Source organism: Bdellovibrio sp. ZFWA1 (assembly GCF_056175665.1).
Map to the genome: position 1 here is coordinate 1,338,242 of NZ_JBJKJH010000001.1, position 22,806 is coordinate 1,361,047.

Below are 22,806 nucleotides of genomic sequence, written 5' to 3' on the forward strand. Positions count from 1 at the left end.
AAGCTAAGAGTCAAATCCCCATTCGAAAGCGATCGTCGCCATACTCATGCCACCACCAGAGCCCAGCATTAAGCAAAGGTCTCCTTTTTTTAATTTATGTTGAGCGGCAGCATCGGCGATACACATACCAATCGAGGCAGATCCTGTGTATCCGAAGCGGTCCATCACATAATGAGCGCGGTCGCGAGGTAGTTCAAGTTTATCCATTGTTTCATAGATGCTTTGTACGTTGAACTGAGTGATAAAGAAATGTCTAACGTCTTGTGGTTGCTTGCCGATGCGATCTAGAACTACGTGGGTGAGGCGGGGCCACTGAATTCCGTTTGTTTCGGGGGGAATTCGTTTTGGAAATGCTAAAAGATGCTCTTTGTTTTCGATCACGCTGTGAGTGATTGATTGTGCGCTTCCGCCGGCATAGATACCCATGTAGTCATGATATTGGCCATCGGTGTAGAGCTCGGATGTCATCATGCCGAAGTCGTTTTTGGATGGCTGAATAATAACTGCACTGGCGCCATCGGCAAACAAAGATGCAATTTTGTAGTCATCCATATTCAACCATTTCGACATTGCATATGCGCCGACAACCAAGATGTTTTGATATTTAGAGTCAGCGGCAATGTATTTTGCGGCAATATCGCAGCCGACAACAAAGCCAGCGCAGGCTGTGTTGATATCGAAAGTCCCTGCCTTGGTTGCTCCCATTCGATATTGAAGCACTGATGCTGTAGATGGTGAAAGGTAGTCCGGAGTGTCGGTAGAAACAATAATAAGATCTAAGTCTTTTGCTGTAATTCCAGCTTGCTTCATCGCTTGTTCGGCAGCAGGAATTATAAGGTCGGATGTTCTTTGCTCTGGGTTCATCCAGCGGCGCTCTTTGATATTTCGCTGTTCGCGCAAAAATGTGTCTAAATCTTTATTGTAGAGCTCATTGAAATAAGAATTTGGGACGACTCGCTCGGGAGCATACATACCAGTTCCAACAATAGTTGCTTTACGTAAATTTGAATTCATTAGTTGTCCTTCTTTTCAATATTTAAAGACTAGAATTTGAAGATCTAGCGTTGGAAAAGTTATTTTGGCAAGTAAAGAAATATAGTGTATTTACTCTATATATAGAGCGAAAATTCCATTATTTATGTTATATAAAGCTGTTTTCTTTTGACGGCACTAAATTGCAGTGGGATACCCGAGCCATGAGCAATATTAAATATACATTTACAAACAAGTCAGTGGTCGTAACCGGTGGTGCATCTGGTATCGGCTTGGAATTAACGAAATCATTTTTAGAAGCAGGCGCGCATGTTGTGGTGTGGGACTACTCGGAAGCAGCTTTGGAAAATCTAAAAAAAGATTTTGCAAATCACTCTTCAAATCTTCAGGTCACTCAAATTGACGTTGGCAATCGTGACAGCGTTGCTAAGGCGGCGGCGGCCTTAACTAAACCGGTTGATGTTGTTATCAATAACGCAGGCATTACTCGCGACAAAAGCTTTGTTAAAATGACTCCAGAAGATTGGGATGCAGTTATCAATACCAATCTGACGGGCTTATTTAATGTGACAAAAACTTTATTAGATAAGTTTAATCCAAATTCAAATCACAAAAGAATTATCAACATATCAAGCGTAGTAGGTTTGTATGGAAATTTTGGTCAAACAAATTACGCAGCAGCTAAGGCGGGCGTTATTGGAATGACTAAAACCTGGGGTAAAGAGTTGGGTCGTAAAGGATTTACAGTCAATGCTGTTGCTCCTGGATTTATTCTAACGGCTATGACAAAAGCGATGCCAAATGAAGTGCTTGAGCAGATGGCATCAAAAGTTCCAGTCACTCGGCTGGGCGAGGTTCAGGATATTGCAAATGCTTGTATGTTCCTGGCTTCAGAAAATGCGTCCTACATCAACGGGACTGTCATCAGTGTAGATGGTGGAATTGTTCTTTAATTAGTTTCTTAGGGGAGAAATGATATGAAGGCGTTGGTAATTTTATTTTCTTTGGTTTTAGGCCTTGGCTCTTTGAGCGCGGCAGTAGCGGCTCCTGTTGGATCTGCGGACCTCAATACCGGAATCAAATACGATCCATCAATGCCATCCTATCAAGGATTTATTTCAATTGCTTCGGGGCGCGAACTATATGTTGAATTTGTGAAAGCTCAACCAAAGCAGCCTACACTAGTGCTTCTGAATGGTCTGACTTATTCGACCCGTCAATGGGATGAATTTGTAAAGCCTTTGCTTAAGCAAGGTGTTGGGATCCTTCGTTACGATATGTATGGGCACGGTCAGACGCTTTTAAGATATGCACCAGTTCTTGAAAAAGTGCCCTTTCAGAATCAGGTCGAAGACCTAAAGCAGTTGCTGACGACGATGAAGCTTAAAGGCCCTTTTAATTTAGTAGGGCTTTCATATGGTGGCGGTATCGGTATTGCATTTGCTAATCAATATCCGGAAGATGTTAATAAGCTGATTTTAATTGCTCCTTATACTCGCGCTCTTGAAGGACAAGATGTTTGGATTAAATCGCAAATCTGGGCAACACGCCAAATTTTTCCTTTTGTAAAATACTCGGATGAAGATTTGTATGATTATTATCTTCACCAGATTGTGTATGCGACATATCCTCAGGCTGAACCTGTTGTTTTGGAAAATCCTTTCAAGCTAGAGGCGACATTCAGATTGGTTCAGGGAATTCGTCAATATCGTCCTGTTGATGAAGCTTCGAAGCTTCCCGCAGGAAAAGTTCACTTAGTTGTGTCCATTCAAGACCAATATATCCAGCCTGCTGTTTTAGAAGAGTTTTGGTCTCAGGTGTCGCCAGCTGCTAAAATGAGTCGTCTATTTGTTTACGGAGCCGAACATAAATTGCCTGAGGCGGTTCCAAACTTTACTGCCTCTTGGGTTTATCAAATCGCTACTGGCAATCCCGCGTTGTCGGGTGGCGCTGATTTTGAAGGCTTTCCTTATAAAAATGAAGTTCGCGCGAAAGATGGAAGCACAGTAAAAATTGGTTTCTAATTTTGAATTTAAACACGGAGGTTTCAATGGCTTCATTTCAAGTAACAGATGGGACTGAGTTTGTGATGAACTACGAGGTAATTCCAAACGTAGTTCCTTCAACAACATTATTTATTCATGGTAATTTAGCCTCAAATCGTTGGTGGTATCCAACTGAAGAGGCGTTTAAGAAAAGTGGTAAAGGCAAAGCTTGGAATGGGTCGATGATCCTAGCGGATTTCCGTGGTGCCGGAAAGTCCTCGGCTCCAAAAAGTGAATCTGAAGTTAACATGCATACCTTTGCCAATGATTATATTTCGCTAGTTCGTTCACTTGGGTTGGGGAAAATTCATCTTGTTGGGCATTCTACAGGCGGGTTGATTGCGGCGCTGATGATGGCGAAGGCTCCCGAACTTTTCGAGAACGCTTTGTTGTTGGATCCAGTGGGGGCGACAGGGGTTAAATTTGATAATTCGATGATTCAAGCTTTCGAGGCGATGAAGAATGATAAAAATTTAACGGCAACTGTTATTGGCTCGACGATACATAATAATGACGTCAATTCTGATTTTTTTAGAACAATTGTTGTAGAAGATGCTTTCTCTGCTGTGGGCACAGTCGGACATTGGGTTTTAAAGGCTTTAGATGGTTTTGATGCTCGAGCCGAGATTTCTAAAGTTCAAAATAAAGTTGTGGTTTGTCATGGGCAGTTCGATCAGCTTTTGCCAATGGCCGACTCTAAGGCGTTGGCTGATCTTATGCCCAATTCGACTTTTAAAATTGTCGAAGGACATGGTCACTGCATGAATGCAGAATCCCCGTCGGATTTTGCATCACTTCTGCTGAATTCTCTTTATAAGGTCTAGGTCCTAGCACATCGCAATAGGCATAGGGGCTGTAAAATGTTGCAGCTCCTATTTTTTTACGCTACTAATCAAAGGTACTAATTTTAAAATTTAGAACTTAAAACAGCCCGTCGCGGGAGTGTCTATCTATGTCTGAAATGAACGAAAAATTCAATCGTGGTGGTCTTTATGCCTTTTCTTTTTCTATGGCATTTGTGACTGCATTCTTCCTCTATATCGTTGTGATCAATCGCGGAGTAGACCTCGGCGAAAATGTTGTTGATCCCAACGCCCCAGCAGCTGCGACCGATCAAGCTCCAGCGTTCGATATTAAAACGATCGCAGAGCCTTGGGTTCCTAACGAACAGGTCGTTGCTCATGGTAAAAAATTGTTCGCAACCAACTGCGCGATGTGTCACGGAGCTGAGGGTAAGGGCGACGGAGCTGCTGGAGCTGGTTTGAATCCTAAGCCTCGTAATATTGTTGAGGGTAAGTGGACTCAAGGGGAAGGTATGACTTCTCACTTTAATGTTCTAACTAACGGTATTAAGGGATCTTCAATGGCTGCTTACGGTCATTTAGCAGCAGCTGATCGTTGGGCTCTGGTTCAATTTATCGAGTCTATTACCCAGAACAAGTCGAAAGAAGACGCAGCTAAAGTTGCTGAGTTCGCTAAGACTGCGAAGTAATTTTTATGAAACTGAAATTTGCGAAACAGACATTGTTGTCGGGTTTGGTGGGAGCAGGAATGCTTCTGTCCGCGACTTTTACAATGTCATTTGCAAATTCGGGTAATCATGAAGGTTATGATGGAAAGCCTCAGGCCGGTGCCGCGACAGAAATGCCGGCAGAGCTTCAAGGTGTTGGCATTGACGAAAAGCTAGGTGCCAAGCTGGATTTGAGTCTTCAGTTTAAAAATGAAGATGGTCAGGTAGTTACATTAGGTGACTATTTGAAAGATGGAAAGCCGGTTGTCATTTCCCCGGTTTACTATCAGTGTCCAGGGCTTTGCAATTTCCACATGAATGGTTTTGTGGATGCTTTAAAGTTAATGGACAAAGATTGGACAATTGGCGGCAAATATAAATATTTGGCGATCAGTTTTGACTCTAAAGAGACGCCCGATCTAGCCGCTGCCAAAAAGACGACCTATATGAAGGTTTATGGTCGTCCAGAGGCCGCTAATGGTTGGCATTTTTTAACTGGCGATGAGGCTAATGTTCAGGCCCTTACTAAGGCACTGGGCTTTAAATTTAAATGGGATGAAAAGATGCAAGAGTGGGCTCATGCATCTGCAGCGATAGTGATCTCACCGAAGGGTGAGATTTCACGTTATCTGCCGGGAATCATGTTCGAGCCCAAAGATATCAAGTTGGCTTTAAACGAAGCTGCCGAGGGAAAGATCGGAACTTTTGTTGATAGCCTGGTTTTGTATTGTTTTAAGTATGATCCAAGTCAGAGCAAGTACACGCTGTACGCCTATAATCTTGTGAAAATGGGTGGAGCGTTAATGGTTTTGATCTTGGCAATTTGGTTACTGCCTGTTTGGTTCCGCTCTAGGAAGGACCAGGAATAAACGGCGAGGAGTTAATGCAAATGTGGATGAACATCGCGAAGGCCGAGTCCTTCATGCCGACACAAGGAACTGAGATTGCGAAGCAGGTCGACAATCTTTATGGTTTCTTGCTAGTCACAAGCTTAATCGCCTGCATTATCCTTATTGGTGGAATGGTGTACTTTGCTTTTAAGTACAAGCGTAAAACTGATAGCGATAAGACAGCCTACATCACTCACAGCACGGCCCTAGAGTTTCTATGGTCATTCATTCCGCTTGTGATTTTCTTGGCTGTATTTGGTTGGGGTTGGTATATTTACCACCAAATGCGCGCAATGCCTAAAGATGCGTTGGAGATCCACGTATTCGGTAAGCAATGGGCGTGGGAAGCTGAATATAAAAACGGCTTCAAAGTGGTTAATGATATTGTTGTCCCAGTTAATAAGGATGTAAAAATCATCCTGACTTCAAACGACGTTATCCACTCATTCTACATTCCTAGCTTCCGTATCAAACAAGATGCTGTACCAGGTCGTTATACTGCGGTTTGGTTTAAGGCCGACAAGCTTGGAGACTTCCATTTGTTCTGTACTGAGTTTTGCGGAACCGCGCACTCGGGCATGATTGGTAAAGTGAAAGTCGTCTCTCAAGAAGAATTCGATAAGTTCCTAGAGCAGGGCTCTGAAGAAGCGGCGTTACCATTGGCTCAACGTGGAGAGAAGTTATTTGCTGTGAAGGCATGTTCTTCTTGTCACTCAGTTGCTGATGCGTCCGTAAAAGTAGGTCCGTCTCTTTATAAGCGCTTTGGAACTGAAGAAGAAATGAATGACGGTCAAAAAGTCGCGATGGATGAAAACTACATCCGTGAATCTATTTTGAATCCATCAGCAAAAGTAGTTAAGGGCTTCCAAGCGGGTGTTATGCCAGCTTTCCAAGGTCAACTAAGCGAGTCTGAGTTGAATGCTCTTATCGAATACATCAAAGAGCTGAAGTAAGGAGAAAACAATGGCACACGCATCTCATTCAGCAGACGAAAATTATATTAATTGCGAAAAGGGATTGATGTCTTGGTTCACATCGTTGGACCACAAGCGCATCGGTATCCTTTACATGGTTACAGTGTTCTTCTTCTTCCTTTTGGGCGGAATCATGGCCTTGTTGCTTCGTTTAGAGCTTTTTGCTCCGAACGTTACTGCGGGAGTCGGTCAGGTTCTTTCAAATGGAGATAAGTACAACCAAGTCCTAACGTACCACGGAGCTATCATGGTCTTCATGGTTATCGTTCCGGGTATTCCAGCGATTTTGGGTAACTTCTTTTTGCCACTTCAAATTGGCGCAAAAGACGTTGCTTTTCCAAGATTGAACTTGGCTTCTTGGTACTTCTTTATGGCCGGAGCAATTTTGGCGTTGTCGACTTTGATCACGACTAAGATTGATACTGGATGGACATTTTATACTCCATATTCGATCAAAACTGGTACTGCCGTTGCAACAATGGTTTTGGCCGTTTTCATCATGGGTATGTCTTCAATCCTAACGGGTTTGAACTTCATCGTCACAGTACACAAGCTTAGATGCCCAGGTATGTCGATGTTCCGAATTCCATTGTTTGTTTGGTCTTTGTACTCGACTGCAATTATTCAGGTTCTTGCAACTCCAGTTCTAGCAATTACTTTGCTTTTATTGGCAGCTGAAAGATTCTTGGGGGTAGGGGTTTTCGATCCTAAACTTGGTGGGGACCCAGTATTGTTCCAGCACTTCTTCTGGTTCTATTCTCACCCTGCGGTTTACATCATGATTCTTCCAGCGATGGGTGTGATCTCTGAATTGATCTCTGCGTTCTCTAGAAAAGTGATCTTTGGCTACACAGCGATTGCTTATTCTTCATTGGGTATCGCAGCGGTTTCATTCTTTGTTTGGGGTCACCATATGTTCGTATCTGGTCAGTCTGAGTTCGCGGGTATCGTGTTCTCTTTCTTGACGATGCTGGTGGGTGTTCCTACTGCGATCAAGATGTTCAACTGGTTGGCGACGCTTTATAAGGCTTCGATCTCTTTTGAATCTCCGATGTTGTACGCATTGGGCTTCTTGTTCTTGTTCGCGATCGGTGGTGTGACTGGTATTATGCTTGCGGTTCTTCCAGTGAACGTGCACTTCCACGACACTTATTTCGTTGTTGCTCACTTCCACTATGTGATGGTGGGTGGAACGTTGATGGCACTATCTGGTGGTTTGTACTACTGGTTGCCAAAAATGTTTGGAAAGATGTTCAACGAAGGTATGGCTCGTATGTCTTTCGTATTTGTTTTCATCGGTTTCAACGTGACATTCTTCCCTCAATTTATTTTGGGAGCGATGGGTATGCCACGTCGTTATTTCGACTACATCCCTGCTTACGAAACATTAAACAAAATTTCGACTGTTGGTTCTTGGTTGATCGCGATTGGTTTCACAATCACTTTGATCACTATCATCCGCTCTTTAACAAGCGGTGAAAAAGCACCAGCAAATCCTTGGGGCGCAAAAACTTTGGAGTGGTCTGTTCAGTCTCCTCCAACTCACCATAACTTCGACGTTGAACCAGTCGTCACTGCGGGGCCATATGAGTACAAATAGTAACGCATCACACGCTCACCATTTTAAAAACGCTGAACACCAGTATCTTTCTGCCAAAGAAGGCATCTGGTTGTTCATGGTTACAGAAATTCTGATGTTCGGTGGATTGTTCGTAGCCTATGCTTTGTATCACGCAAAGTACCCAGAGATGTTTGCCGAAGGCGCAGCTTCTTTGAACTGGAAGATGGGTTTCTTCAACACGCTTGTGTTGATCACTTCGTCTTTAACGATGGCTTTGGGGATTCACTATCTTCAAAAGAACCAACCTAAAAAAGCAGCTGTTCAGTTGGCAATCACGATCGCTTGCGGCGCCATTTTCATGGTTGTGAAGTACTTCGAGTATTCTCATAAATTCCATTTGGGATTGTTGCCAGGAAAGTTTTTGGATGTCGCTGCAGTTGGTGCTCAACATGCAAACCTTGGTTTGTATTATGGTTTCTACTACTGCATGACGGGTCTTCACGGTATCCACGTTTTGACAGGTATGGGTTTGATCACTTGGTTGTTGATCAGAACTATTCGTGGCGATTTTAACGATCAGTACTACACTCCTGTAGAGGGTGTGGGTCTGTTCTGGCACATCGTTGACTTGGTTTGGATCTTCTTGTTCCCACTTCTTTATTTAGTAGGCTAAGGCAGAGGAATTTATGGCATCAAATAATCACGATACTCATCATATCACTCCATTTAGCACGTACATGAAAGTAGCGGGTGCTTTGTTCATCCTTACTTTCCTGACGATTGGCGCTCACTCTATTCGCGAGCAATTAGGGGTTTTGGCTCCTTTTATCGCGTTTGGTATCGCGGCAATTAAAGCAGCATTGGTTATGTTGTGGTTCATGCATTTAAAGTACGATACTTGGATCAACCGAATTGCATTTGCATCAAGCTTTTTCTTTTTGCTTTTGCTTTTCGCAATTTGCGCGATGGATATTGGAACTCGCGCACTTGAAACGTCGACATTGTAGTTCCAGTGTTAAAAACGTTTTTTGACCTTACAAAATTTGGCATAGTCGTCTTCGTTCTGCTTGCAGGAGTTGCCGGCTATGCAACAGGTTTCCAAGTTGAAAGTGCTTTCTCTTGGAAACATGCAATCGAAGCCCTTTTAGGGCTTTATTTTTTAAGTTCGGGTTCGTTGGCTTTGAATCAGGTTCAAGAATGGAAGTTGGATCAAAAGATGCCTCGAACTGCTAAGCGGCCGATTGCGGCTGGAAAGATCAAGCCTGCGGCTGCAGGAATTCTTGCTGTTTCATTTCTTTTTGCAGGCCTTCAGCTTTTATTTAAGACCTCTGAAGCAGCAGGCTGGGTAGGTTTGGTTTCGGCATTCTTATACAATGGTGTTTATACAATGTATTGGAAGCCCAAATGGGTTTATGCCGCAGTTCCCGGAGCTATTCCTGGGGCTTTGCCGGTAACTATTGGTTATGCAGCCAACAATCCTGATATCTTTAATTCCGAGTCTATTTATCTTTTTTTGATTATGTTCTTGTGGCAGATGCCGCATTTTTGGACTTTGGCAATCAAGTATAAGGAAGACTATGCAGCTGGTGGAGTACCTACATTACCTGCGGCGATGGGAGTTCATAAGACTCTTTACCAAATTGGCCTTTATACTTTTGTTTATGTTGGTGTTGCGCTGGCATCACCTTGGTTTGTTCATACGAGTTGGGTTTATCTTCTTTTTGTTGTGCCCTTTGGCTTCAAAGTCATGCAAGAGTTTTGGCGATTCTATCGCTCTGAAGGAACTGAAAGATGGTTTGCCTTTTTTATGTGGACCAACTTTAGTATGTTGGTTTTTCTTGTTGTTCCAGTCATTGATAAATGGAATTTCTTATTTATTCGTTCGAATTAAAAAAGACCTCTCTGCTGTGCCGAGAGGTCTTTTGCTATTTATTTTTGAATTCATCAGGTGTGTCGACTTGATTGAATGGATGGGCCTTTTGAAACGCTTCCATTCGAAGGCAATTTTCGTTGATGCGATTAAGTGTTGGATAAGGTTTGATGTCGACCTTAAAGCGTAAACAAGTGAAAAGTTGAGGCACAATAAAGGTATCTGCGATACTCACCTGGTCGCCAATCGCAAAAGTCCCGGCAGTCTCACGCACTATAGATTCCAGCGCTTTTAAGGCTGGGGTGAGCCAATGCTGAACCCATTTATCTTTTTGGTCTTGGTTGTAATTAAACTCAGACTCTAGGTATTGGAGGACTCTTAGGTTTCCAAGAGGATGCATTGAGGTATTGATATGGTCGCAGATCTGTTTGGCCTTTGCTTTAAGATAGGCATCTTTTGGTAGCAAGGATCGTTCTGGAAAAACATCATCTAGATATTCGATAATTGCTCGAGATTCCGAGATCATTTTACCATTGTGGGAAAGACTTGGCACTCCACCACCTGGATTGATTTTACGGTAGGAATCTTTATTTTGTTCGCCACCATCTTTTAGCAAATGAACAGGAAAGTAGCTGTAGTCGAGCATTTTAAGATTCAACGCTATTCGGACTCGATAGGAAGTAGAACTTCTAAAATAGTTGTAAAGTATCAGCTCATTCATATACTGAATACTGTCATCACAGTTGGAGTAAAGGCAATGCCAAACCGGCTTCTCTTTTCAGTGCGCTATTTTTCGAAGGTCTTTAAGAAGTATCTTAAGGTCAGTTTTAGTCTGATTATCTTTTTAACGATTTTAAGGTTTAATGTTTTTTTTCTTAGCGTCAGTGCATGGCTGAAGGATTCTTCTTTTGCGGAAGTCTTTTTGGCGTTTTTTACAGGGCTTCGTTTTGACATTTTAGTTTATGGATTTTTACTGATTCCGGCCCTTATTTTTTGGTGGTTGATCACATTAAGCATTCAGTGGAAGCCGTGGGCGGTGGCTTTAACTCACTGGTGGTTCCGCTTAACGTGGCTTGCAGTTTGCCTTTTACAAGTTGTTGATTTTATGCAGTTTCATACAAACGGAGTGCGAATTCGTGCTGTCGAGTTTGAGTCCTTGTTTGGTGGATGGCTTTCGCAAATTTGGCCCCAAGTTTCGTTGATTCCGTTTTTAGTGTTCACAGCAGTGGCTGCGATCATTTGGACCTTGGGAGCTTGGGTTTTACGACAGGTCGAACTTGGAGATTGGAAAGACGAGTATTCTCCGATTCGGGGGGGCGCGAAGGAAATTCTTTGGAGGCTGATTTGGCCTTTATTTGTTGTTGGGTTGATGGCCCGCGGCACTCTTGAGGAGCATCACCTTCGTTATGAGCACAGTCTTATTTCAAATGACACGCGCCTTAACGAAATGGCGCTTAATCCCATGTGGACTTTGGACAAATAAGTTAGATTTAAAAAATCCGCAACTATCTGAACGGAGGAATTTATGAAATGTATTTTGATTTTAACTGCAGCATTAGTTGGCTTCGCGATTCCAGCGATGGCCTTGGATTTTGGAATTGAGGTAGGGGTGAGATCTCAATCAGCAGATGTAGACTCTCCATCATCATCGAAGTCACAGATGGGTTTTCAGTTTGGTGCGACGACGGCAATTCCAGTTTCGGAAAATATCTATTTCCGTACAGGGATGCTGTACACGCAGCGTCCATTGGTAGTTGAAAATGGCTCTAACGAATATAAGTACTCTTTAAACTATGTGGATATTCCAGTTCAGGTTCTATACAAAGTGGAAGAGTATGCTGGGGTATTTGCAGGTGTAGCTGTTGCGATGAACATGGATAAAAACTGTTCGGGTGTAGCTGGCTGTCGCGTAAATGATGTTAAGACTCCGCTAGTGCCGTTAACATTTGGTGCGACTTTTAAATTTGCGCCGCAGTTTGGTGGTTCTATCCAATTTGAAACAGCCAGTGGCGAAGCTGCTCAAGGGCTTGAAAATTTCCGAGCAATTGGTGCCAATTTAATTGTTTTCTTTGAGTAGGTAATAAAATGAAGTTAGGGTCGTTAAAGTCTTCTCGGTCTTTGGACGGGGAGCTTTGTGTTATTAGTAAAGATTTGAAGAAAGCTGTTAAGGCCACTCATCTAGCATCGAATGTTCGCGAGGCATTAGAGAAGTGGGCCGATATAAAGGCCGAACTCGAGGCTCTTTCTAGCGAGCTAAATGCTGGTCGTTGCGTTGAAGCCTTTGATGTTATAGAGGATCAATTTCATTCCGCTTTACCACGGACTTGGTTATTTGCAGACGGATCTGCTTTTATTTATCATGTGAAGTTGGTGCGCATGGCTCGTAAAGCACCACTCCCTGAAACTTTATTTACAGTGCCGCTAATATACCAAGGTGAGTGCGGTCAATTCTTGGCTCCGACCCAAAATATTCCTCAACGCGACTTTTCGCATGGGACGGATTTTGAGGGCGAAGTTGGGGTCGTTACCGATTTTGTTCCGATGGGTGTGACACCAGAAGAAGCTTTGAAGCACATTAAATTGATAGTCCTTATTAACGACGTCTCTTTGCGTGGACTTATTCCCGATGAACTAGCGTCTGGTTTTGGATTCTTCCAAAGCAAGCCGGCTTCTGCTTTGGCACCCTTTGCGGTGACACCGGACGAGCTGGCAGATGCTTGGAAAGAAGGGCGAGTGCATCTTGATTTAGATGTAAAATACAATGGCGAGTTTTTTGGTAAGGCAAATGCTGGAGCAATGCATTTTCATTTTGGCCAGTTGATCGCTCATGCCGCTAAAACTAGAAACTTAGCTGCAGGTACAATCATTGGATCTGGTACGGTATCGAATGAAGATCACAGCCGAGGTTCAAGCTGCTTAGCTGAAAAACGGATGATCGAACAAATTGAAAAGGGTGAGATAAAAACACCGTTCATGAAAATTGGTGATACAGTCGAAATTCAGATGTTTAATCAAAATGGTCAATCGGTCTTCGGACGTATCTTCCAAAAAGTAGAAAAGGCACAATGAGTTCGCATATTATAACTAAAGATAATTTTTATCCTCAGGCTAAAGATTTAAGAAAAGTTTTCGAAACAAATTTTAAAGATCCCAAGCAAACTCATAACCAAAGATTTGTCTGGGACTATTGGCATGTGCCAGATCAATACACTTTATTGCGTACACCGGCTTACTATTATTTCCCCCAGAAAATGTACGAAGCTTTCCATAAATATTTAGTTCAATGGGGAAGAGAAAATCTTGGGTGTCATGATATTTCTGCTCCATGGATGTCTATGTATATCGACGGCTGTAAGCAAGAATTTCACTCCGACGTGCCTCATGGACCTTGGGCGTATGTTTTTTCATTAACTCCTTGGAAAGGGCGTCCATGGACTGGTGGCGAGACGATGATTATGCGTCCGCAGGTTTTGGACTATTGGAACAATTTTGTCGATGAAGAAGATCGAGAAGTAAATAGCTTCATCGAAAAAGTACCGTCGCCATTTAATCGATTGACTGTTTTCGACCCACGCTTTCCTCATGGAGTGACCGAAGTTAAAGGTACAAAAGATCCGATGGATTCGCGTTTAGTGATTCATGGCTGGTTTGTTGAGCCTCGTCCCTACGTGGTTGGTCCATTGTCGACAACAAAGGTTCAAGGGACGATTGATGCCGTTTTGGGTGAACTCATGGCATTGATGCCAAAGATTGGCGACTTCCATGGTACCATGAGTTTTCGTTTGGATGTCGATGCGTCAGGTAAGGTAAAATCTTTTAAAATGTTGACGAATACTGTTCGCGGTTTGAATAGTCACGAGGAAGAGTCGAAAATATTAATTTCTGTAATAAAAAAATTATTTGTTGCGCCTCTTTATGGAAAAGCCAAGGGCCCATCGCGTATTACCGTGCCACTTATTTTTAAATAGGACATCAGATGACTCTAACTCAGTTAAGCTACATCGTTGCTTTAGATCGTCATAAAAACTTTGTTCAGGCGGCAGAGGCTTGTCACGTGACTCAGCCTACGTTGTCACAACAGATTCAAAAGCTTGAAGATGAACTGGGCGTGCAGCTTTTTGATCGCAGTCAGCAACCCATAAAGCTTACGCCCATCGGAGAGCATATCATTGCTCAGGCTAGAATTATTCTTCGTGAGTCTGAAAGAATTCAGGATATTGTGGCTGAAGATAAAGGTGTCGTCGCTGGCGAGGTGCGTGTTGGAATTATCCCTACATTGGCTCCTTACCTTTTGCCTTATTTTGCGGGCGACCTTTTGAAAAAATACGAAAGCTTGATTTTGAAGATTGAAGAGAAGACTACAGCACAGATTGTTGCTGATCTTGAGGACGGTCTTCTTGATGTCGGTATCCTTTCGACTCCGCTTGCTGATGCAAATGTCAAAAGATCTGTTTTATTTAATGAGCCATTTTTAATTTACGCGAGTAAGTCACATCCGCTTTTATCGAAGAAGAAAGTTGATGAAAAAGAGTTATCTATTTCGGATGCATTATTGCTAAATGAGGGGCATTGTTTACGAGAGCAAGCCTTGACATTGTGTCGAGCAAAAAAAGACAGAGGCTCTTTAGATTCTCGTTTGCAGTTCGAATCGGGGAGCTTAGAGACTCTACTCGGGGTTGTAGAACAAGGCGGAGGATTCACTTTTGTTCCTTACTTGGCTAAGAATCATGTGAAACACAATGATCAACTTCGTGAGTTTGCAGCTCCCGTGCCAACCCGCGAGATTAGTTTGGTTTACAGTCCTCACTATAAACGCGAGAGCATTAAGAAGGCTTTGATAGAGGCGATTCAAATGGGGATTCCTCAGGAAATTCAAAAGCTTAAAAAAGATGCCTTTAGTAGCATCAATATTAAAATAAAAACTCATAGTTAATCTCTATATGTCCATTTAAAAAGGCGATTTCTCTTTTTCGGGGCTGTTGGGCAAACTGATTCCATTGTAAGTAAGCAAAATGGGAGGTTTACATGGCAACGCAGAATCAGATTTCACAAAAGCTCTTTAAAGTTTTAGCGTCTGAGTATTTCTTAAACTTGAAGACTCAAAATTTTCATTGGAATGTCGAGGGACCTCTTTTTTACTCTCTTCATAAGCTTTTTGAAGAACACTATAATTTCTTAAGTCCAAAGATTGATGAAATTGCAGAGCGTATTCGAGCTCTGGGCGATAAGGCGCCCGGTTCATTTCGAGAGTTTGCAAAGCTTTCGTCTATTGAAGAAGTACCAGAGGGTACCATCAGTGCCAGTCAGATGATCGAGATATTGTTTAAAGATCATCAGCAAATGGTTGGATTTTTAAAAGACGTTTTCGAGGAAGCCAACTCTGCTGCAGATAGCTCTACAGCAGGTGTTTTAGATCAACTAATTTCTTTTCATGAAAAAGCGGCATGGATGATTAAAGCTCATCGAGGCTAAACGATATCGTAAACGAACTGAATCTCGATCTTAATGTCGGGATTCAGGCTTCTTTTTACTGGACATTCCCAAGCAATTTTCTCGAGCCGAGTTCTCCACTCGGTACTTAGTGATTGAGGTAAATGCATTTCTATTGGTAGGCCAGCAATCTTGCGCGGCTCACTTTGCATTTGTTTGATCACATTTCCATAGCTGCCGTTAAGGTCGATATTGTTTTTTTCTGCTTCGATCGCCATGACGGTTGTCATGCAGCTGATGAGGGCACTGGCTACTAAATCCGTCGGTGAAAAGGTTTCTCCGCGGCCATTATTGTCTTTGGGCGCATCAGTAGATATTAAAGAACCTGATGGGATGTGGGTAAGATCACAATGTTTTTGTCCGGTGTATTTAACTTCAATTTTGATCATGTCACTGATCTTGATAGACCACTTCGATATTGTCTAGGTGATTCTTTATTGTCGGAAAGATGCGACGAATGTTTTCCATGTCGTTGTTCTTTGCCGCGACTTCTAGCTCTGCGGCCATTTTGCTTAGGTCAGCAAAACCGTAGGAAGCTGAAGAACCCTTAATTTTATGAGCCAATTGCGAAATAGCTAAAGAGTCATTGGCTTGAACTTGAACATCTAAAGATAAAAGATCTTTTTTTCTATTTTCTAAAAATTGAGGAATGAGATCCTTAAGTTCGGAATCAATCGTAATTTGGACCTTACTCATTTGCTGTCCCTTTCCATAGAACTTACGAAAGCTTTCACTGTTTATTTTAGCACTGAATTTTTAATCGTGACATCGAGTCTAATAAAATTTTGAATCAAAAATGATTTTTCCATTCCAATTTTAAGGCTGATGTTTCAAATTGACACGATAAATTTGTAAACTAAATTTAAACGAGCTTTGTTTATGATCTAAAGATTATTAAATCGGGAAGTGATTGGCAATGTCTTCCCGATTTACAAGGTCGGTGGTCTAGTAAGAGATTACAAGTTCGCGAACTTTTTGAAGCGCCTCTTCTGATGAGCTAACTACATTCCACAATGACGAATATTCGCTGCGAATCAACCCTGATTTAAGAGTCGATTTAATAAAGGCATCAAGTTGGTCATAGAAGCCAACGACGTTTAGTACAACCACGGGCTTTTGATGATATCCGATTTGTCCCCACGTAACGACTTCGAAAAGTTCTTCTAGGGTGCCAAATCCCCCCGGAAGAGCGATAAAGGCATCAGCCAGCGCGGCCATAGCGGCTTTGCGCTCATGCATATCGTTGACTACTCGAAGATCAGTCAACCCGCCGTGGGCCTGCTCTTTGTCCACAAGCTTCTGGGGAATGATCCCCGTAACTGTTCCACCATTTGCAAGAACAGAATCCGCGATAATGCCCATCAGGCCAATGCGACCTCCGCCATATACAAGTTCAATGTTATTTTTTGCTAGAAGAGCTCCAAGCTCTTTTGCGACAAAAGCAAACTCAGGATGATTTCCTGAGTTCGCTCCACAATAGACACATATTTTTTTAATCTTAGACATGGCGGTTTAGTTGAATTCACAGATCAAGGAATTATCAACAGGTCGTCCAGATTCAGAAAGGCTTCCGGTGATGATTTCTTCGCTAGTGTTCACTGTTAAAGAAAGAGTTCCCGTCTTCGAAGTGAAGAATAGATAATCTCCTGATTTTTGAACAGTGATCATTGATACAGACGAAGAGTTGTTGCTTAACACTGTCAGCTTGTACGCAACCTGTACCTTTGAAATCGTTGCCGTGAACTTACTAGATTGGCATGTAAGAACAGGCTCTTCTGGAAGTTGCAAGTTCATATTCTTAGATCCGCCACCAGAGTCGCCGACTCCAGCAAAAGCAATCGAGCAAGCAAAAGATAAAGTTGTAAATGTTGATAAAAATAGCTTCTTCATTAGTCTAGTCTCTTTCCAGTTTGCATTTTATCTATAACCATAAATGTGAACGCCCGAATCGAACCCTTCGAGGATTCTTGATTGCTGAGTTCAACCTTCTTCCTAAAGGCTTCTTCGTCAATTTTGAGCCATTCATTATAAGCTGTTTCGTTCAAACCCTCTGCATATAGAGCAATATGATTTTCTCCAGCTTCGTCCGTGACTCCAGGATTAAAGAAAGTTTCGGTTAATCTAATACCTGCAGTTTTTAGGACATCGGAAGTCAAATTAGCTTGTACACTGCCAATGGTGTAAACCCCATTTGCAATTTCATTCAGTACACCAGCAGACTTCATTTTTTCTACTGTTTGAATTCCGTAACTTCCAAATAAATCCCGTACCTCGTCACGAGTTACTTTTCCGGCTCCCGCCATAAAGAACAACTCGGTCCAAGCACGATCAGATTGAATCTCCTTAGCAATGGGCGCAGAGTATTCAATTTCGCCACCAGTTGGTTTTGGATTCTGCTTTTTCAAGTAATCCGAAATAACCTTTGGAGCTTTCTCTACGACTTCAGTATCGTTTTCTGTTTCAAGGAGATAACGATAAATCTTGTAAAGGGTGATGTATCCCGGCTTATTTTCCTTCGCCAAAATACGACCCAGAGTTTTTTCGTGAACTCCCGTTTTACGAGAAATCAACTTCATCCCTTTCTTGGGATCTTTAAACTTCGTTAAATTGGTCTCTAAATCGAAGATCACTTGATCCAATAGGTTTCGATTTTCTTCCAACTTACGAAGGAGGCGCTCTTCCGTGGTCTTAATAATGTCAGTTTGCATAGGCACCCCTTTTATAAGAAGGCTCACTTCTAACACCACGCGTCCAAAATGACAATTGAGGTGGATTGTGTGACCTAAATACATGATTTTTCTATGTAATTATTTCACAAAATTTGAGTGTTGCGGGCTCTTTGGAGGGGCCAAAGACCCGCAAGAAGGGGAGGGCACTCAAAGCCTCGACAATCCAGGTTCGAGGTTCGGCTTGTTTAAACCGATCGAATTGGAATGCCAAGAGAGTTCTCATGTATCTACGGAAATAGGGCGACAGCTTATTTGTCGGCTAGGACAAAACTATTGGAAGCGCTCGATATATTGACAACGCTGGCAGAGGTCTTCGATAAGCTTTCGATTTCTAAAACCATTAATCATAGCGATAGCACGTGGGCTGGCTAATATTTCTTCGAGGGTTTGATTGTTTGCATTACCTAAAGGAATGGCGGCTTCTTTATCAAGACAACATGGCACGACAGTGCCGTCGGCAAGAATCCCAAAATGTGAGTCGAGCCCATAGCAAGTGCCTTTAGTGCCTAAGATTGGAAGGTCTAAGGCTGGCCAAGTGAATTCAGTATCAAAATGCATGTAAAGTCGGTTGATGATCTTGAGGCTTTTGTTTTCTCGAACATCGACAGTTGTGGGAGCTTGCCAGTTAAAATGTGCCTCAATTTTTCTTAAAAGATTTAAATTCTTTTCGTTCTTACCATTGGGGGCATCCAGATTCCAAAGGCGATAATTGATGTATAAATCAGGCCTTTTTTCGAATGCAGATTCGGTAAATTTAAAAATCTTTTCTAAATAAAGGCTGGGGTCTTTATCGGGGAAATTATCCGGAAAGCTATGAAGCGAAAAGTTTACTTGCCGGAACGCAGGGTTCAACAAAAGTTCGGCCTGTTTTTCCCTAAGTAGAAGTCCGTTAGTGACTAGAAAAATTTTTACGTCCGCCCGCTCGCACAAGTGCACCATCTCTTCAAGCTGGGGGTGAACCAGAGGATCTCCCATAAGATGAAAACAAACTTGCTCTGTCAAGGGGGCCGCCTGCTCAATGATTTTCGCAAACAGATCTAAATCCATTATTTTTTTTGACCGAATCACTTCGGGACAGAAGCTACACTGCAAGTTGCAGACATTGCTGATCTCAATATTAATTTTATGGAAGCGTTTCTTCATGTTTATTAGCCCGTCTGACTCGTCTCAGGCGCAATATGCCTAGCCTTCAGGCTAACATCAACCCTTTTTAAGAGAACCACCCAGAACCAGACTTGAGCCGACACCGAGTCCTAATAATAATTAAGGATAGTTAGGAATTTTATGAAAAAACTCAATCAATTCGTACTTTTTGCTGGTCTCTTGTTGGTCTCTTGCACTCATACTTCATCCAAAGGTACCCAAGGTCGTTCCCTTGCTGAATTGGACAAGCTAGAGCCAGTGCAGCTTGTGCCTTTAAAGCCTCGAACGCCAGCAGCAGACTTAGATTGGTGGGCCGCTACTGAAGAGCAAGTTCGAACCGTAAAATGCCGAATCGAGCTGCCAAAAACATCGACGGCGATTCGAGGATACTATTCAAATTTTAAAAACGTCGAAGACGATGGCGGCGTCTATATTGTTAAGGGTGCGCGTTTCACGAAAGAGCTTCCGGCCTTGGTGCTGGCTTTTGCTAAACTTGTGACGCCAATAGATAGCACGACGAAGCCCGAGCTTCAGGCATCTGGTGATTTGCCGAAACAGTTTACGATTCCCAAATCATGTGAAAAAGTTTTGTGTGCTGCGGAAGCCGTATTTGGCAAAGAGGTTGGACCTCAGATGGTATTTCTAATGGAGCGCTTTGATGTAAATACATCGCCGTATTCAAATTCAAATGCATCCTTGATGAGATCAGATGAAATTCAAGATGTAATTCGAACTTTCGAATTGGTGCACCCAGATCAAGTGCCATTTGGAAGTAATAAAAAACTGACTAAGTTCAAAAGAGGTTACACTTTAGCATCCTATGATGGGGACGGAGAAGTTTTAGCTAATGCTTCAATTCAACTATTTGATGGTTGGAGTGAACAGTCGTCTTTGATGAGGCAGTACACATTGTATCATGAGTTTGCTCATAATCATTCCGATAATGTTTTTTCCAGTTATGATGAATCAAAAACCTGGCTTGGCCTTGGCAATTGGGAGAAAATGAGCGAGTCAGAATTTAGATCATTGCGAACGAGTAGCATGAAGGGACATAGCTACGTTTCAAAGTACGGAGAAGTGAACCCTTGGGAGGACTTTGCTGAAAGCCTATCGGCCTATAGGTTCAATCCTCGTTTGCTGACTAGCACATCTTTAAGTAAGTATAATTTCATCAAAGAGATGGTCCATGATGGAATTTCATATGAGTCAATAGAGTCCTGCAAAAAGCCGTTACAGCTAACTAAGTTACAAAGTCAGATTGATCAAAATCAAATTACATTCGAATCCAACGAGCGAAACGAAGTGGCAACTAAGTGTCGTCAAAGTTTCTATCAATCGGTATTAGGAAATTATCCAGTAGGATCTTATCGACAATGCGTTGATTTTCAAGCTTCCTTGATTTTGGAACGAAAGAAGAATACGCGCTACCAGGATCTTATTAGCCAAGGGATTTTGGACCGAAATTTGGGGACCAGTCGTTTGCAATTCAAGAAGTTAAGAGCTGAAATTTCTGCCGATCTGTCCAAAGATGCTGCTGATTGGATTATAAAGTCCATCAGTATTTATGGCTCTGATTTTAAGGCAGATATGTCGACCGAAGAATATTGCTCAGTTTGGCAGAAGCTTGCAAATTTTGTCTACCCATTGCAAGAAAATGGAAAATTCATTGAATCGGATTGGCAAAAATATTCAGCTATGTCGAACAATGAATACAGAGCTCGAGGTGGCGCCGCTTTAGGGATTTGCCTTGATTTAACCAGCGGCTATCGCCCTAAAGCCCAATCTACGGCGCGCTCAATTAAAGATTGGTTCCGACGAGCGACTTTGCAAAGCCCGAAAGATGTTTTCGCAGAAAGAGGGATCACTCGAGAGACTTTAATTCAATATATCAACAACCGCGTCAGATAAGATGCCTAGTTAAAAATGCCAATTTTCAACTTCTAAGAATTCGGTAAAGTTGTGCCCCGAAATGTTATAGTTCTTTAAACCTTTGGGATACACGGAATTGTTCGCCCTATAGTAAAGCGGAATAGAAGGCAGTTCATCCGTGTATATTCTTAGTACCTCACGCATCAACTGAATACGCTTCTTCCGATCGAATTCCTGACTCGCAAGTTCCAGTTTTTGATCGACGGTCTTATTTATCCATCCAGCTCTATTGTGTCCGGTCCAGGAGTTTTCTTTGGTCGGTATAAATTTAGAGCTTAAGGAATTCTGGTCGACAAAGCTAGGTGGGTTGACCCATGTTAAAAATGCCAAATCAAAATTTCGCTTCTTCAGAATTTCACCGAAGTAAACTCTGGCTGGGTAGTTTTTTATAAGTACTTCAATGCCAATTCTCTTCCATTGCTCTTTTAGATACAGCGCGATCATTTCATTCAGTTTGTTGTCTGCCACTCCACTTAAAGTTAATGAAAGTCGCTGACCATTTTTTGATCTAATCCCATCACTCTGCCTAAGCCATCCGGCGCTCTCTAAGTTTTTTTTCGCTTGGGAAAGACTATATTGATATATCTGAATATGTTTTATGTCATCTGTGTACCACTCGTCAAAGGGGGTGGAAAAGTGAAATGCCGGAGGTTGATAGCCGTCAAAAAAGGATTGGCTGATCATCTTTCGATCCACGCTTAACATTAAGGCTTTTCGTACGTTGGCCTCTTTAAGTTTCGGATTGTCGAAATTAATTTCTAGGTGAGAGTACATAGATCCTGGGACTATCGCTACTTCAAAAGGCAGGTTGTCCTTTTTGATTTTTTGCTGCAGCAATCGAGCCTGATCGAAGCTTAGGCCCGAGCTTGAAGCTAGATCAATATTGCCGCTTATTAGATTGGACTCCATGGCTGACGAGTTTAAAATAAATTTGAAGACAATTTTTTTGAAATAGGCTTTTTTGAATCCAAATTCAGGATTTTTTTTCAATTTGACGTGGCTTCCAAATTTTATTTCTTCGATTAGATACGGCCCATTATAAAGTGCAGGATTGCTAGCTTGGGTCACATAAGCCGAATGTCGTTCGTACATTTGTGGCTGTCCCTTGTATTTCGTGTAAATCGGCATCTCCATTTTTGCCGATATTGGTCTTGGTAAATTCAGATAAAAGTTGAAGTACGCCTGCTTAAATAGGATTGAACATTTTTTTGGATTTTTTTGGTCAATATTGATGGCAGTGATATTTTGAAAATCATCTTTATTTGAAATAGGTACCAGCGCATCGTTACCGATCTCCCATGCCGCGGCCAAGTCAGCACAGGTTAACGCCGATCCATCCCCCCAGCGGGCTTCTGGTAAGAATTCGATCTCGACAGAGAGAATTTTTTTGCCGTCTTGTTGAATAAATTTTGCCTGTCCATTTTCTATGCTGGGTATACTCTTGATTAGAACGGGGCGTGGCACTCCTTTCATATCTAGCTTGATAATCGGACGAAGAACGGCATCTTGAACCATCACTCCAGTCATCATCGTATTAAGTAAAGGATTTATGGTTTCGAATTCAGCGTTGAGGCCTATAGTAATTTCTTCTTTAGGTTTGACGACAGAGGCAAGACCAAACCTGGGTTGAAAGAAAGATGCGCTGATAATTAGAATAAATAAGTATTGCATG

The 22,806-nt window shown here is 42.3% G+C and carries 26 protein-coding genes; 17 read left to right on the forward strand and 9 right to left on the reverse strand.

From position 1 onward, the window contains the following. Positions 1-3 precede the first annotated feature (3 nt). On the reverse strand, positions 4-1,014 hold the full coding sequence (locus AC04MN_RS06405) for a ketoacyl-ACP synthase III (protein ID WP_475382357.1): 1,011 nt from the start codon (positions 1,012-1,014) through the stop codon (positions 4-6). Between the two features lie 182 nt (positions 1,015-1,196). Between AC04MN_RS06405 and fabG the strand changes: the two genes are divergently transcribed. The 10 genes from fabG (at position 1,197) to AC04MN_RS06455 (ending at position 9,864) form a co-directional block, all read left to right on the forward strand. Next, positions 1,197-1,946 carry a 3-oxoacyl-ACP reductase FabG gene (gene fabG / locus AC04MN_RS06410; RefSeq protein WP_475382358.1) on the forward strand — a complete coding sequence of 250 codons (750 nt, stop codon included), beginning with the start codon at positions 1,197-1,199 and terminating at the stop codon, positions 1,944-1,946. A 24-nt stretch (positions 1,947-1,970) separates the two neighbouring features. Next, a complete protein-coding gene (locus tag AC04MN_RS06415; RefSeq protein ID WP_475382359.1) occupies positions 1,971-3,017 on the forward strand; it encodes an alpha/beta fold hydrolase in 1,047 nt (348 codons plus the stop codon). A 26-nt stretch (positions 3,018-3,043) separates the two neighbouring features. Next, on the forward strand, positions 3,044-3,862 hold the full coding sequence (locus AC04MN_RS06420) for an alpha/beta fold hydrolase (RefSeq protein ID WP_475382360.1): 819 nt from the start codon (positions 3,044-3,046) through the stop codon (positions 3,860-3,862). Positions 3,863-3,990: 128 nt separating this feature from the next. After that, a complete protein-coding gene (locus AC04MN_RS06425; RefSeq protein WP_475382361.1) occupies positions 3,991-4,530 on the forward strand; it encodes a c-type cytochrome in 540 nt (179 codons plus the stop codon). Between the two features lie 5 nt (positions 4,531-4,535). After that, the gene (locus AC04MN_RS06430) at positions 4,536-5,417 is read left to right on the forward strand and encodes an SCO family protein (protein WP_475382362.1); all 882 of its coding nucleotides are present in this window, start codon (positions 4,536-4,538) and stop codon (positions 5,415-5,417) included. 53 nt (positions 5,418-5,470) lie between these two features. After that, entirely contained in the window at positions 5,471-6,391 is a 921-nt protein-coding gene (gene coxB, locus AC04MN_RS06435) for a cytochrome c oxidase subunit II (RefSeq protein ID WP_475382965.1), read from the forward strand. 10 nt (positions 6,392-6,401) lie between these two features. Then, positions 6,402-8,012 (forward strand): cytochrome c oxidase subunit I, encoded by a 1,611-nt coding sequence (gene ctaD, locus AC04MN_RS06440; RefSeq protein ID WP_475382363.1) that lies wholly within the window; start codon positions 6,402-6,404, stop codon positions 8,010-8,012. After that, positions 7,999-8,646, forward strand: coding sequence for a cytochrome c oxidase subunit 3 family protein (locus tag AC04MN_RS06445; protein ID WP_475382364.1), 648 nt, complete (start codon positions 7,999-8,001; stop codon positions 8,644-8,646). Before ctaD ends, AC04MN_RS06445 begins: the two co-directional genes overlap by 14 nt. Positions 8,647-8,659: 13 nt before the next feature. Beyond that, on the forward strand, positions 8,660-8,980 hold the full coding sequence (locus AC04MN_RS06450) for a cytochrome C oxidase subunit IV family protein (RefSeq protein WP_475382365.1): 321 nt from the start codon (positions 8,660-8,662) through the stop codon (positions 8,978-8,980). Positions 8,981-8,985: 5 nt separating this feature from the next. After that, positions 8,986-9,864: a UbiA family prenyltransferase gene (locus tag AC04MN_RS06455; protein WP_475382366.1), complete on the forward strand. Its 879-nt coding sequence runs from the start codon at positions 8,986-8,988 to the stop codon at positions 9,862-9,864. Positions 9,865-9,898: 34 nt separating this feature from the next. Here AC04MN_RS06455 and maiA read toward each other — a convergent pair whose 3' ends face one another. Next, positions 9,899-10,564, reverse strand: a complete 666-nt coding sequence (gene maiA / locus AC04MN_RS06460; RefSeq protein ID WP_475382367.1) for a maleylacetoacetate isomerase — start codon at positions 10,562-10,564, stop codon at positions 9,899-9,901. A gap of 36 nt (positions 10,565-10,600) precedes the next feature. On the opposite strand from maiA, the gene AC04MN_RS06465 reads away from it, so the two are divergent. The 6 genes from AC04MN_RS06465 to AC04MN_RS06490 all read left to right on the forward strand — a co-directional run bounded on the left by AC04MN_RS06465 (position 10,601) and on the right by AC04MN_RS06490 (position 15,315). Continuing rightward, positions 10,601-11,326 carry a hypothetical protein gene (locus tag AC04MN_RS06465; RefSeq protein ID WP_475382368.1) on the forward strand — a complete coding sequence of 242 codons (726 nt, stop codon included), beginning with the start codon at positions 10,601-10,603 and terminating at the stop codon, positions 11,324-11,326. Positions 11,327-11,368: 42 nt separating this feature from the next. After that, positions 11,369-11,920 (forward strand): outer membrane beta-barrel protein, encoded by a 552-nt coding sequence (locus AC04MN_RS06470; protein WP_475382369.1) that lies wholly within the window; start codon positions 11,369-11,371, stop codon positions 11,918-11,920. A gap of 8 nt (positions 11,921-11,928) precedes the next feature. Beyond that, positions 11,929-12,912 carry a fumarylacetoacetate hydrolase family protein gene (locus AC04MN_RS06475; RefSeq protein WP_475382370.1) on the forward strand — a complete coding sequence of 328 codons (984 nt, stop codon included), beginning with the start codon at positions 11,929-11,931 and terminating at the stop codon, positions 12,910-12,912. Beyond that, positions 12,909-13,811 (forward strand): hypothetical protein, encoded by a 903-nt coding sequence (locus tag AC04MN_RS06480; protein WP_475382371.1) that lies wholly within the window; start codon positions 12,909-12,911, stop codon positions 13,809-13,811. The genes AC04MN_RS06475 and AC04MN_RS06480 overlap by 4 nt, the downstream gene beginning before the upstream one ends. 8 nt (positions 13,812-13,819) lie before the next feature. Further along, complete coding sequence (locus AC04MN_RS06485) at positions 13,820-14,776, forward strand: LysR substrate-binding domain-containing protein (RefSeq protein WP_475382372.1); 957 nt, start codon at positions 13,820-13,822, stop codon at positions 14,774-14,776. Between the two features lie 92 nt (positions 14,777-14,868). Then, positions 14,869-15,315: a Dps family protein gene (locus tag AC04MN_RS06490; protein WP_475382373.1), complete on the forward strand. Its 447-nt coding sequence runs from the start codon at positions 14,869-14,871 to the stop codon at positions 15,313-15,315. On the opposite strand, the gene AC04MN_RS06495 is transcribed toward AC04MN_RS06490, so the two are convergent. The 6 genes from AC04MN_RS06495 to AC04MN_RS06520 form a co-directional block, all read right to left on the reverse strand. Beyond that, positions 15,312-15,722 (reverse strand): OsmC family protein, encoded by a 411-nt coding sequence (locus AC04MN_RS06495; protein ID WP_475382374.1) that lies wholly within the window; start codon positions 15,720-15,722, stop codon positions 15,312-15,314. The two genes, AC04MN_RS06490 and AC04MN_RS06495, sit on opposite strands and share 4 nt — an antisense overlap. Position 15,723: 1 nt before the next feature. Next, entirely contained in the window at positions 15,724-16,029 is a 306-nt protein-coding gene (locus AC04MN_RS06500) for an Hpt domain-containing protein (RefSeq protein WP_475382375.1), read from the reverse strand. A 249-nt stretch (positions 16,030-16,278) separates the two neighbouring features. Continuing rightward, positions 16,279-16,839, reverse strand: coding sequence for an LOG family protein (locus AC04MN_RS06505; protein ID WP_475382376.1), 561 nt, complete (start codon positions 16,837-16,839; stop codon positions 16,279-16,281). Positions 16,840-16,845: 6 nt separating this feature from the next. Continuing rightward, entirely contained in the window at positions 16,846-17,223 is a 378-nt protein-coding gene (locus AC04MN_RS06510; RefSeq protein ID WP_475382377.1) for a hypothetical protein, read from the reverse strand. Beyond that, positions 17,223-18,041, reverse strand: a complete 819-nt coding sequence (locus AC04MN_RS06515; RefSeq protein ID WP_475382378.1) for a hypothetical protein — start codon at positions 18,039-18,041, stop codon at positions 17,223-17,225. Before AC04MN_RS06515 ends, AC04MN_RS06510 begins: the two co-directional genes overlap by 1 nt. A gap of 291 nt (positions 18,042-18,332) precedes the next feature. Beyond that, positions 18,333-19,205 carry a radical SAM/SPASM domain-containing protein gene (locus tag AC04MN_RS06520; protein ID WP_475382379.1) on the reverse strand — a complete coding sequence of 291 codons (873 nt, stop codon included), beginning with the start codon at positions 19,203-19,205 and terminating at the stop codon, positions 18,333-18,335. A gap of 141 nt (positions 19,206-19,346) precedes the next feature. Between AC04MN_RS06520 and AC04MN_RS06525 the strand changes: the two genes are divergently transcribed. After that, positions 19,347-21,113, forward strand: coding sequence for a hypothetical protein (locus AC04MN_RS06525; protein ID WP_475382380.1), 1,767 nt, complete (start codon positions 19,347-19,349; stop codon positions 21,111-21,113). Between the two features lie 9 nt (positions 21,114-21,122). On the opposite strand, the gene AC04MN_RS06530 is transcribed toward AC04MN_RS06525, so the two are convergent. Further along, the gene (locus AC04MN_RS06530) at positions 21,123-22,805 is read right to left on the reverse strand and encodes a peptide ABC transporter substrate-binding protein (RefSeq protein ID WP_475382381.1); all 1,683 of its coding nucleotides are present in this window, start codon (positions 22,803-22,805) and stop codon (positions 21,123-21,125) included. Between the last annotated feature and the right edge of the window lies 1 nt (position 22,806).